Genomic DNA, 11,918 nt, shown 5'->3' on the forward strand with positions numbered 1-11,918 from the left:
GGTCCATACGGGGCACGGCGCCGAGCAGGCCCATCGTGTAGGGCATGCGGCTGCTGTAGTAGATCTCGTCGACGTCGCCGATCTCCACCGGGCGACCGGCGTACATGACCAGGAGCCGGTCGACGAACCCGGCGACGACACCGAGGTCGTGGGTGATCATGACGATCGCGGCGCCGGTCTCCCGCTGCGCGGTGCGCAGCAGGTCGAGGATCTGCGCCTGGATGGTGACGTCCAGGGCCGTCGTGGGCTCGTCGCAGATGATGACGTCGGGGTCGTTGGCCATGGCCATGGCGATCATGACGCGCTGACGCATGCCGCCGGAGAACTCGTGCGGGAAGGAACGGTAGCGTTCGGTCGCGTTGGGGATGCCGACGAGTTCGAGGAGCTCGACGGCGCGCTTGTGCGCCTTCGCCTTGTTCTTCTTGGGGTCGTGGACCAGGACGGCCTCGGCGAGCTGGTCGCCCACCGTGTAGACGGGGGTGAGACCGGACAGCGGATCCTGGAAGACCATCGAGATGACCTTGCCGCGCTTGCGGGCCATCTCCCTGTCCTTCTTACCGAGGATCTCCTCGCCGTGCAGGCGGACGGAACCGGTGATCTCGGCGTGGTCGGGCAGCAGCCCCATGGCGGCCATGGAGGACACGGACTTACCGGAGCCGGACTCGCCGACGATGCCCAGGACCTCGCCGCGGTGGACGGCGTAGCTGACCCCGCGCACGGCCTTGACGTCGGGGTTGTCGGCGAACCCGCGGAAGGTGACGGTGAGGTCGGTGACCTCCAGGACCGGGGTGTCGCCGGTCGGTTCGTTGCGGTCCACGTCGGTGGCCTCGATGGTGTCGGTGCTCATGTGTGTGCTTCCCCCCTAGGACCGGCGCGACTTGGACGACGGGTCGAGGGCGTCGCGCAGGCCGTCCCCGATCATGTTGACGCCGAGGACCAGCAGCACCAGCAGCAGTGTGGGGGGCATGAAGACCCACCAGGCGGTGGTGGCGAACGCCGCACCATCGGCGATGACGACACCGAGACTGATGTCGGGCGCCTGGACTCCCAGACCGAAGTAGCTCAGCGCGGTCTCGCCGATGATGGCGCTGCTGACCATGATCGTCGCGTCCGCGATGAGCAGCGACGACATGTTCGGCAGGATGTGGCGCAGGATGATCTTGTGCGGGGGGACGCCCATGAAACGCGCGGCGTGGATGTACTCGCGTTCACGCAGCGAGATCGTCAGGCCGCGCACCATCTTGGAGGTGACCATCCAGCTGAAGGCGGCGAGCAGGATGACCAGGATGAACCAACCGCCCTGGCCGATGAAGTGCTTGGACAGGATCGCCAGGATGACGAAGCTGGGCAGGACCAGGGCCAGGTCGGCGATCCACATCAGGGCCTTGTCGGGGAACTTGCCGAAGTAACCGGCGAAGGACCCGACGATCGCGGCGACACCGGTGGACAGGAGCGCCACCAGCAGACCGATGAGCAGGGACTTCTGCAGACCGGCCGTGGACTGGGTGAAGATGTCCTGACCGGTGCCGTTGGTACCGAACCAGTGCTCGGGCGAGGGCTCGGCGAGCCGGGCGAGGTAGTCGCGTTCGCCGATGTCCCAGGCGCTGATCAGCGGCCCCAGGAACGCCAGTGCGGCCAGCAGGGCGATCATGACGAACCCGATGATGACGCGTCGGGTGCCGATGAGTCGGCGCAGCACGTCCTTCACCCGGTTGGGTGTGGGCGGCACGGTCGGTGCCTCATTGGGCTCGGTGAGCTGTTCGGTCTGGCTCATGAGATGGTCTCCAGCTGGGCTGCCGCGATGATGCGCGGTAGGGGCGTGCGGGGGCGGCGGTGGTCGCTTGTCATCACACCCGCACCCTCGGGTCGAGCCAGGCGTAGAGGATGTCCGAGAGGAAGGACGCGGCCATGATGGTCACGGCCATGAAGCCGGAGACCGCCGCGATCACGTGGACGTCCTGTCGGGCGATGGAGTCGATGAGCCAGGCACCGACGCCGTTCCACGCGTAGATCTTCTCGGTGAAGGTCGCACCGGAGACCAGCGCGCCGAAGGTGAACGTGAAGTAGGTGATGGTGGGGATCATCGCGGTGCGCAAGGCGTGCTTGAACAAGGCCTTGCGTCGGGTGAGTCCCTTGGCCATGGCGGTGCGCACGAAGTCGGCGCCCAGCACGTCCAGCATCATGTTGCGCTGGTAGCGGGCGAAGGCGGCGAACAGCGCCAGGGCCAGCACCAGTGTGGGTAGGAGCGCGTGGTTGATGCGGTTGAGCAGGAGTTCGTGCCACTCACCGGTGAAGCCCGCGGTGTACTCGCCGGAGTAGCGCAGTAGCTGCATGCCGAGCCCGTCGTTGATGGCGACCGCGACGACCTGGACGACGATCGCGATGACGACGGTGGGGATCGACAGGACGAAGAAGGAGGCGGCGGTGGCGGCCTTGTCGAAGGCGCGGTACTGGCGGATGGCCGCGTAGGCGCCGATGGCGATGCCCAGGAAGCTGCCCACGAGGGTGGCGACCGTGATCAGACGCAGGGTGACGCCGGCCTTCATCATCATCTGGGCGGTGACGTCACCGCCCTGGATGGTCCTGCCGAAGTCACCGACGAGGACGCCCTTGACCCAGGTGACGTAGCGCTCGGCCAGGGGGGTCTGGTCGTTGAGGTTGAGCATATCCAGTTGGGCGTTGACCAGGGCCGGATCCGGTGGCGGCTGCTGCTGCTCGAAGTACACCCTCGGCTGCAGATTGATCGCGGCTAGCAGGTACGCGAAACTCGTCGCCAGAAAAATCAGGACGACGTAGTTCAGTAGCCGCCTGGCCAGGAACTTGCCCAAAACTATCTCCGAACCTCACACCGAGCCCGGCGTTTGATCTGTGCTTGTGAGCCCCCGCCACGGGGAGTGATCTCGGGCGGGCAGGAGTTCACTCACGCACGAACCGTAAGAACGGCTAAGCGATCGTGGTCCTCCGACCCCGCGAGGATTACTCCCAGTGATCGACGAAACACACTGACATCCGATTCACGGTCAGTGACCGGAATGTCAAGAGTCTGCGCGACTTCTAGACACTTGCCGGTAACCGACACATCAAGAAAGGACAACGGTGGCAATTTGGAGCGCAAGCACTTGTTGAAATGTCGAATTCTATACAGATTGCACCCACTCGAATCCGCTCCGTCACCACACGTGTCCTGAACTGGGAAAACGACACTCGACCGAGAGTGCATCCGTAAACGACGTTTACAAAAATCGGGCCCTCCGGGACCTCCACCGCGAAAACGTCGAACACTCACACCCCATGCGGAACAAAGTTCACCGGGGTGACGCCCACACTCGGAAAACAACGCCGATCGTGACCCAGGGTCACCATAACGGGCGTCGCGGGCATCGAAAATCGTCCGCCGAACCCACGAAAATCATTACCGTGTGTGACTCGTGTTAACGCTCGCTAACGATCGGAGTTGATTCCGACTTGCGCAAGGGGGCCTCGGGACCCCCTCCCACCTGCCGGGACACCAAAGATGTGGTCGACACCGAAGGTTGGGGACGTGGTACCAGCGGGGCCACCGAACCGGAACGCAGTACCCCCCACCAGGTACCGAACGCACACGCGGCGTCCCCGGCGACGGACAGCGCCGTCCACGCCAGGGGGCCCACCATCGCGGCACCGTGCCGGCGTCGCCAGGAGGCCAGGTGCGGCACGGTCAACATCGCACCCGCCACCAGGGCCCGACGCCCCGCCCCTGGCCCCCCTGCGGGTCCATCACCCTGAGCACGACCACGCGCCCAGGCCAGCGCACCGCCCACGGCCACCGCCGCCGGCACCGGCCACCAGGTCTTCCGAGCCTCCCTCACCAGCGTGCGCGCCGTGTGGGCGGACTCGCCGGACGCGGACCGCACCGCGGCCGGCGGTGACAACGCCACACCCGAGCACAGGGCCCCGGCGGTGGCCGCCACCCCGGCGGCTCCCACCGCCAGCCCGACCAGGGGGCGTCCTGCCGCGGCCAGCGCCACGGCGGCCAAGACGGGTGGGGAGACCTGCGGTCCGGTCGCACGTCGGCCATGGCGTCGGGCCAACACGGCCCCGGCCGCCCCGACCGCCCAACGCGCGCGCAGGTAGGCGCCGAGTCCGGCGGGCATGGGCATCCGCACCCGGGAGCGGGGTTCGTAGCGCACCGACCAACCCCGCCCGTTCAGTGCCCAGAGCAGGTCGACCTCGGCGACCGCGCCAAGGGCGGGATCCAACCGGGCGGGTTCGCGACGCACCACCAGTGCGCGGATCGGTTCCAAGGGAGTCGAGGCAAGCACCGGGCCGGGGTCCGGGCCACGGTCGGAGCCCGACGCGCACAGGGCCGCGACGGTCATACCGAGGTTCCCATGGCCGGCCCGAGCGGCCAGAGCGCGCGGCACGACCGCCGCGACGTCGGGGTCGGCGAAGTGGCCGAGGGCGGCACGGAGCCAGCCGGGCCCGGGTTCGGAGCCGACCTCCAGGAAGGCCACGAACTCGGCGTCGCAGGCACGCAGCCCGGCGGCGCGGGCGGCGGCGCCCTCCACGGGCCCCCAGACCACACGCGCACCATGCCGGAGGGCCACTTCTTCGACCGATCCCGTCACCCCGACCACCAGCACGCGCACGTCGGGGTGTGCGGCGTGGAGGGCGGCCAGGGTCGCGTCCAAGGCGTCCGCTTCGGTGTCACCGCCGTGCCCGACCAGCACGACCTGTGTCTGTGCCCCGGGTTCGGTGGGTTCGGGGCGCGGGTGGGCCAGTCCCGTCTCCACCAGGATCCGGGCCAGCACGCGTTCATGGTGATGGTCGGGCCGTGACCCACCGAGCCAGCGGATCACCGAACTCACGCCTTCGGCCGGCAACCGCAGGGCGTGCGGCGGGGATCCGCCGACGAGGACGTGGCCCTCGTCGGCGAGCCGGACGGCACGGTCGATCTCGACGGCGAGACCCATGGGCAGTGGTTCGGGGGTTGGCACGGCCATGACCCATACCTTGGCCTGTGATGAGGGACACGCGCAAGAGCGGACGAATTGGCAAAATTCGACCCAGCGTCATCTGATTGTTATCTTATTGCGAGAGTCCGCCGGGGCGCCGTTCCCCGTCTCGATCCGACGGTCGAGTACCGCCCCGGACCACTTCACCCCCCCTTTATCCAGTTCAGGCAGGGTTACCCTGTCCGAACCAGGTCGACTGGGTTTCCAGGGAGGCACGGAGCGTATGCTGAGCGCGAGTAGGCCCTTCAGTGTCGTAGGGCACACCGAACACCGGACATGACCATCACCCACGGGCTGCCCGCAGGCCCCACCACCACACGGCGTGAAGCACCGAGGCTTCGCCGCCGACACATGTCGCCGCCCTCGTACCGCACTCCCGGCGATACCGAGACGCTTCCTTCCCTGACCCAGGGGGCTTCGCCCCGTGTGTCCACCATGCGCCGTGACCCACAAAGGGCATGGACGCTCCGAGGGCCAGGCTTCCCATCAGCCCTGCCCGCGCACACACATTCCCGGGGAGTGAACCCACATGTGTGAGACCGCCACCCCTCGTTCCGCGCCCTCGGACCAAGACCACTCGACTTCGGCCCCTCTCCACCGTTCCCAACGCCCGGCGAGACCCATGGCAGAGTCCAGCAACACCCAGAACGCCACCACCCGACAGGACGGCGGCGATCGACGCTCCGCCCGTACGGGGTCCATTCCCAGACCGGCCCGCAGACGCTTTCCCGGCCTGCCGAGCCAGATCTCCTACGCACGCAGATTCGTGGCCAGGCAACTGGCCGAGTCACCGGAACTGACCACGGCGACACTGTTGACCAGTGAGCTCGCCACCAACGCCATCAGGCACAGCGCCTCGGGGTGCGACACCGGCAAGTTCGAGGTGTGCGTGCGACTGGCGCCGGGATGGGCCCGTGTGGAGGTGCGCGACCTGGGCAGCACGACGGAAGCGCCCCTGCCCCAGCATCGGGACCCCTACGACACGGCCGAACACGGCCGTGGGCTCGACCTGGTGGAGGCGCTCGCCAGCAAATGGGGCACCGAGCCACGACTTGACGGCCGAGGCCGCCAGGTGTGGTTCGAACTCGAATGGGACGGCGACGACCGTCCCCATCTCTAAATCTCTAAGCGCCTCCGCTTCGCTACGGACGCCTGCGGCGCAGTCCCTTCGGTGTTCGGGAGCCCGATAGGTCAGGAACCTTCGGCGCCCGGCCGCAAGCCCCTGTGGTTTCCGCGACCATGCCGAGAGCGTCGGGCACTCAGTCCTCCGAGCCGGAGGCGGATTCGGTCGGGGCCGCGGGGGCGGCCGGGGCCGGGTTCGCGGGGGCGGGATCGGTGGCGGGGAGCTTGAAGCGCTCGTACAGTTCGCGGGCGTAGTCCTTTGCCTCCTGCGAGGGCTCGTCACCGAGCTCGTCGCGCAGCAGGTCTTCGAGGTTCTTCTTCGCATTATCCATGTGGGGCAGCCTGCCTGGAGTGCGCGGATAGCACAAATCGACATCCCGGTGACAGAGAGGAAGCGTCCGAGATCCCCTGATTCACAGGGGTTTGCGGGCTTTGGTCCACCCCCGCTTCCGGGCGTGTCGCGACGGTGCCACCGCTACGGGTACTGACGACGAAGGGGCGCCTCGCACGTGGTGTGCGGGGCGCCCCTGTTGCAGCGATCGCGCTCGGGTCAGCGGCCGTGGCCGGAGTGCTCCTCGGAGGAGGCCTCCCCGGGCACCTCTCCGGCCTCGCCCGTGGCGGTGCCGCCGTTGCTCGCGGCGTTGTGCGAGGCGTCGCCCGTGGCGCTGCCCCCCGCCTTCTCGCGGGCCTTGGCCCGACGGCGCTCGTAACGGGCCTGCGCCCTGGCCTCACGCTTCATTCGGCGTACCTCCACCAGCTGGTAGAGGACGGGCACCAGGACCAGGGTGAGCAGAGTCGAGGTGACCAGACCACCGATCACCACGAGGGCGACGGGCGCGGACACGAACGCTCCCCCACCGGCCAGCCCCGTGGCCATCGGGACGAGCGCGGCGATGGTGCCGACCGCGGTCATCAGGATGGGCCGCAGACGGTGGCGCGAACCCTCGACGATGGCCTCGCCCAGTTCCATGCCCTTGTTGCGGTTCTGGTTGATCAGGTCCATCAGCACGATGGCGTTGGTGATGACGATGCCGATGAGCATCAGCATGCCGATCAGGGCGGCGGCGCCGACCGGGGTTCCGGTCAGCCACAGCAGGCCCAGCGAGCCGGTGGCGGCGAACGGGACCGAGATGAGCAGCATGAGCGGCTGCATCAGGCTCTTGAACGTCGCGACCATGATCAGGTAGCAGATGACGATCGCGGCGAGCAGGGCCAGGCCCAGCTGGGCGAAGCCCTCGGTCTGGTCCTGGCTGACACCGCCCAGGTCGGCGGTGGCACCGGAGGGCAGGCCGAGCCCGTCCAGGGCCTCCATGATCTCGGCGCTGACCGCGCCCAGGTCGGAGTCGCTCGGGTTGGCCGACACCGTGGTGCTGGTGACACCGTCGATGCGGGTGAGCTCCGGCGGCTGCTGGACCTCGACGACCTCGGCGACGTCGGCGAGCTCGATCAACCGCCCGGTCGGTGTGGCGATCGGCAGCTCCTCGAGCTCGGCCACGGTCTGCGGCGCGTCCTGGACCAGGACGACCACGTCGCGACGGATGTCGTCGATGGTGGCGGTGCCGACGTTCTGGCCGTTGAAGGCGGCGGCGACCGTCTGGCCGACCGCGGCCTCGCTCAACCCCTGCTCGACGGCGTCCTCCCCGTCGACGTGCACCTCCAGGGAAGGCTGCGACTCGGAGATGCCGCTGGTGACGTCGTCGGCGCCGTCGATGGCGCGCAGCTCGTCCTCCACCAGCTCGGCGGCCTCGGCCAGGGTCGCCTGGTCCTCGGCGGTGACCCGCACCTCGATACCGGAGCCGCCCATTCCGCCCATGGAGTCCAGGCGCGGCTCGTGCTCGGTGTCCAGGTCGGCGAAGGTGTCGCGCAGGACCTCACGGTTGCGCAGCTGGTCGGTGTCGGGGTCGGCGGTGATCGTGTAATCGATCTGGTCGGCGGCTCCACCGCCCATCATCGGGTTGCCACCGACGTTGACCTGGTAGGTGTCGATCCAGGCCATACCGGCGAGCGCTTCCTCGACCTTGGCGGCCTCGGCGTCGGCGGCCTCCAGGGAGGTGCCCGGTTCGAGTTCCTGGATGGCGGTGTAGGTGTTCTCCTCGGCCTGTCCGAGCCAGTCGGTCTCGGAGTTGGCTGCCAGGGCGACGGTGCCGGCCAAGACCGCGAGGCTCGCCGCGAGGGTGACCGCGGTGGCGGTCTTTCGCTTGGTGGTGATCCACCGGATGATCGGCAGGTAGGCGCGCTGCAGCGGGGTGCGCATCTCGCGCTCGTGCGCCCTGCGCTCGATCTCCTCGCGCGGGGTGTCACCGACCTCTGCGGGCCGCAGGAACCAGTAGCAGAGCACCGGCGTGATGGTCAGAGCGACCAGGAGCGAACCGGCCAGCGCCAGGCTGCTGGTGACCGCGAACGGCATGAAGATCTCGCCGACCATGCCGCCGACGAACGCCAGGGGCAAGAACACGGCGATGGTGGCGAAGGAAGAGGAGGCCACGGCCGTGGCGACCTCGCGGACGCCGTCCTTGACGGCCGTCATCCGTTCCTTGCCGTAGTCCATGTGTCTACGGATGTTCTCCAGGACGACGATGGAGTCGTCCACCACCCGGCCGATCGCGATGGTGATCGCGGCCAGGGTGAGCATGTTCAGGGTGAAGCCGAAGGCCTGCATTCCGACGAAGGCCGCCAGGACCGACACCGGGATGGACACCGCCACCACCAGGGTGGAGCGGATGGACAGCATGAAGACCAGGATCACGATGACCGAGGCGACGAGGCCGTAACCGCCGGCCTCGAACATGTCGGTGATCGAGTCGTTGATGAAGGGCGCCTGGTCGAAGACGACGGCGAGTTCGACGTCGTCGCCGAGAAGGTCGGCCTGCTCGTCGAGCACCTTCTGGACGCCGTCGGAGACCTCGACGGTGTTGCCGTCGGGGGTCGCCATGACCATGAGGGCGATGCTGGGCTTGCCGTCGAGTCGGGCGATGGAGGAGGCGTCCTCGGTGACCAGCTCGACGTCGGCGATCTCGGAGATCCGCACCGCGGACGGGGCCGGGGCCGGCGGGGCGCCGGGCATGGCCGCCGACGCGTCGGCGGCACCGGCGGAGGGCTGCACCCACAGGTCCTCGATCGCTTCGAGGCTGGTGTGCTGGTCGCCGGTGGTGACGCTGAGGCTGCGGCCGTCCTCGTCGATGGAGCCGCCGGCCATGAGCAGACCGCTGGACTCCAGCGTGTTGGACAGGTCCTGGACGCTCACGCCCGCGTCGACGAGTTCGTCCTCGTCCGGGGTGATCTCGACGCGTTCCTCCGGCAGACCGGTGAGGTTCGCCGAACGGACGCCGGGCACCGACTCCAGTTCGGGGATGAGCACGTTCTCGATGGTGGACGCCATCGCCTGCTCGTCGCCGTTCTCGGAGGCGGCGGCCAGCAGCATCACCGGCATCATGTCCATGCTCATGGCCATGACGGAGGTGTCGACGTCGTCGGGAAGCATGCCGGCGATCTGGTCGACGGCGACCTGGACCTCGCGGACCAGGGCGTCCTGGTCGCGGCCGTAGTCGAACTCCGCCATGATCTGCGCCGAACCGGTGCTGGAGGTGGAGGTGATCGTGTCGATCCCCTCCACGCCCTGCAGCGCCTGTTCGAGGGGTTCGGTGGCCTGTCCCTCGACGACCTGGGGGGTCGCGCCCTGGTACTGGGCGGAGACCATCACCATCGGCAGGGTCATCTCGGGGAAGAGTTCGCGCTTGGCCGAGAGAGCGGCGAAGGTGCCGAAGAGCAGCACGGCCAGGGTGATGAGGAGGACCAACGCCCGGTTGCCGAGCGATATGACCGAAAGGCGGTTCACGCGCGCGTCCCTTCCGCGTGGGGGGCGGTGGGTCCGTCCGGGGACCGCTCGCCGTGTGCCGTGATGGCCGGTCTGGACATGAGAGGTGCTCGCTCCTAGCTCGCCGGGTAGTGGGACGGCCCCGGACCGGGGCGCACCCGTTCGTGGTGGAACGGGCGGCATGGGGGGCACGGGCCGATCCGCGAGTCGTGTGATGGGGGATGCGGGTGTCCGTCCGGGGCGGGACGCCCGCTCGGGTCGTCCCGTCGTCGGGCCCCGCATCCGCCGGGCGCATGTTCACCTTACGTCGCGTTATATCGGAAGTTGCGCCGAGTCCGGTGACTTCAGGGAACTATCAGGGAGATGTCAGCCTTCCGTCGGGGTCGACCCCGACCAAAGTTAGGGACACGCTCCGAACGACCGGGATCCCCCGGCGCGAAGTGGATCTTCGTGCCCACCACCGAGACCCCCGAAGCTGTAACGGACATCACGATGACCGGTTTCGGCCACCCGGAAGAGAGCACGAAGAGTACACACGATGCGCACCCGCACGCATGCGTCGGGTGAGGGGCGGCGGCGCGGCGGGATGGCTCAGACGGCCCTGGGCTGTTCCTCTGAAGGGGTGAGCGTCTCATGGGGCTGGGTGGTGCCCCAGACCACCTGAAGGAGGTCGTCCAGGGCATGGGCGAGGGATTCGTCGACCAGCTCGTAGCTGACCTGCCGACCACGGGCGTGCGTGCGCACGAGTCCGCAGTCGCGCAGGCAGGCGAGGTGGTTCGAAACGTTCTGTCGAGTGAGCCCGAGCCGGTCGGCGAGCCCGGCGGGGTAGTCGGCTCCTTCCAGGAGGGCCAGCAGCAGACGGCACCGGGTGGGGTCGGACAGCGCGCGCCCAAGGCGCTGGATCGCGGATAGTCGTTGCTCTGAGGTCAACATGAAAACCATTGTACATTTTTTGCTGTATAGACAGTGCAGGCTGTATAAACAGTCTTGAGTGTACTAACGGATCTGAGGACGGAGGAACGATGGGCGTGGGACACGACCACGGGCCGATCACGGCCGGCGCCGCCAACAAGCGCAGGCTCGCCGTGGTTCTGGGGCTGATGCTCACCGTGGCGGTGGTCCAGGTCACCGGGGCGGCGTTCAGCGGCAGTCTCGCCCTGCTCGCCGACGCCGGGCACACCGTCACCGACTCCTTCGGAGTGGCCTTGGCCCTGGTGGCCGTGTGGATCGCAGGTCGGCCGGCCACGGGCAGGCGCACCTTCGGGCTCCAACGCGCCGAGATCCTCGCCGCGGCCGTCAACGCGATCGTGCTGTTCGTCCTGTGCGGGTTCATCGTGGTGGAGGCGGTCGACCGGTTCCGCGAACCTTCCGAGGTGTCCGGGCTCGGCATGATCGTGGTCGCCGGGTTCGGCCTGGTGATGAACATCGTGGCGATGTTCGTGCTGAAGTCGGGCGCGAAGGACAGCCTCAACGTCAAGGGCGCCTACCTGGAGGTGATGAGCGACGCGCTCGCCTCCGTGGGGGTGATCGTCGGCGGTCTCATCGTGCTGTTCACCGGGTGGCAGCAGGCCGACACCCTGGTCTCGCTCGCCATCGCCGCGATCATCGTGCCGCGCGCGTGGTCACTGTTGAAGGAGGCCGTGCACATCCTGCTGGAGGCCGCGCCCAAGGGCATGGACCTGGCCGAGCTGCGCTCGCACCTGATGGGGCACCCCGCGGTCATCGACGTGCACGACCTGCACGTGTGGACCATCACCTCCGGGGTTCCGGTGATGTCCGCGCACGTGGTGGTGGCCGAGGAGGACCTGCGCGACACCGGACGGATGCTCGACGAACTGCACGAGTGCCTGAGCGGACACTTCGACGTGGACCATTCGACACTGCAGTTGGAGCCGCCGGGCCACTCCGAGCACGAGGGCGCCCGCCACGACTGAGGACGGGCCGGGACGAGGGGTCGACGCGACGGCTCAGGAGTGCACGAAGTCGAC

9 protein-coding genes are annotated in these 11,918 nt (G+C 68.2%); 2 read left to right on the forward strand and 7 right to left on the reverse strand.

The window, feature by feature from the left end; genetic code table 11:
• The 4 genes from K8V84_RS19195 to K8V84_RS19210 all read right to left on the reverse strand — a co-directional run.
• Positions 1-847, reverse strand: an 847-nt coding sequence (locus K8V84_RS19195) for an ABC transporter ATP-binding protein (protein ID WP_304076899.1), incomplete at its 3' end; no start/stop codon positions are given.
• A 15-nt stretch (positions 848-862) separates the two neighbouring features.
• Complete coding sequence (locus tag K8V84_RS19200; RefSeq protein ID WP_304076902.1) at positions 863-1,774, reverse strand: ABC transporter permease; 912 nt, start codon at positions 1,772-1,774, stop codon at positions 863-865.
• Between the two features lie 73 nt (positions 1,775-1,847).
• A complete protein-coding gene (locus tag K8V84_RS19205; protein ID WP_304076905.1) occupies positions 1,848-2,828 on the reverse strand; it encodes an ABC transporter permease in 981 nt (326 codons plus the stop codon).
• Between the two features lie 603 nt (positions 2,829-3,431).
• Positions 3,432-4,982 carry a family 2 glycosyl transferase gene (locus K8V84_RS19210; protein ID WP_304076907.1) on the reverse strand — a complete coding sequence of 517 codons (1,551 nt, stop codon included), beginning with the start codon at positions 4,980-4,982 and terminating at the stop codon, positions 3,432-3,434.
• 634 nt (positions 4,983-5,616) lie between these two features.
• Here K8V84_RS19210 and K8V84_RS19215 point away from each other — a divergent pair.
• A complete protein-coding gene (locus K8V84_RS19215; protein ID WP_304076910.1) occupies positions 5,617-6,114 on the forward strand; it encodes an ATP-binding protein in 498 nt (165 codons plus the stop codon).
• 139 nt (positions 6,115-6,253) lie between these two features.
• Here K8V84_RS19215 and K8V84_RS19220 read toward each other — a convergent pair whose 3' ends face one another.
• From K8V84_RS19220 to K8V84_RS19230, 3 genes are all read right to left on the reverse strand, one after another.
• Positions 6,254-6,448, reverse strand: coding sequence for a hypothetical protein (locus K8V84_RS19220; protein WP_304076913.1), 195 nt, complete (start codon positions 6,446-6,448; stop codon positions 6,254-6,256).
• A gap of 218 nt (positions 6,449-6,666) precedes the next feature.
• Entirely contained in the window at positions 6,667-9,951 is a 3,285-nt protein-coding gene (locus K8V84_RS19225) for an efflux RND transporter permease subunit (RefSeq protein ID WP_304076916.1), read from the reverse strand.
• A gap of 570 nt (positions 9,952-10,521) precedes the next feature.
• Positions 10,522-10,863 carry a helix-turn-helix transcriptional regulator gene (locus tag K8V84_RS19230; RefSeq protein WP_304076919.1) on the reverse strand — a complete coding sequence of 114 codons (342 nt, stop codon included), beginning with the start codon at positions 10,861-10,863 and terminating at the stop codon, positions 10,522-10,524.
• 89 nt (positions 10,864-10,952) lie between these two features.
• On the opposite strand from K8V84_RS19230, the gene K8V84_RS19235 reads away from it, so the two are divergent.
• Complete coding sequence (locus K8V84_RS19235) at positions 10,953-11,864, forward strand: cation diffusion facilitator family transporter (protein WP_304076922.1); 912 nt, start codon at positions 10,953-10,955, stop codon at positions 11,862-11,864.
• Positions 11,865-11,918: the final 54 nt, after the last annotated feature.

This window comes from Nocardiopsis listeri, from assembly GCF_020741345.1.
Lineage (GTDB): Bacteria > Actinomycetota > Actinomycetes > Streptosporangiales > Streptosporangiaceae > Nocardiopsis > Nocardiopsis listeri_A.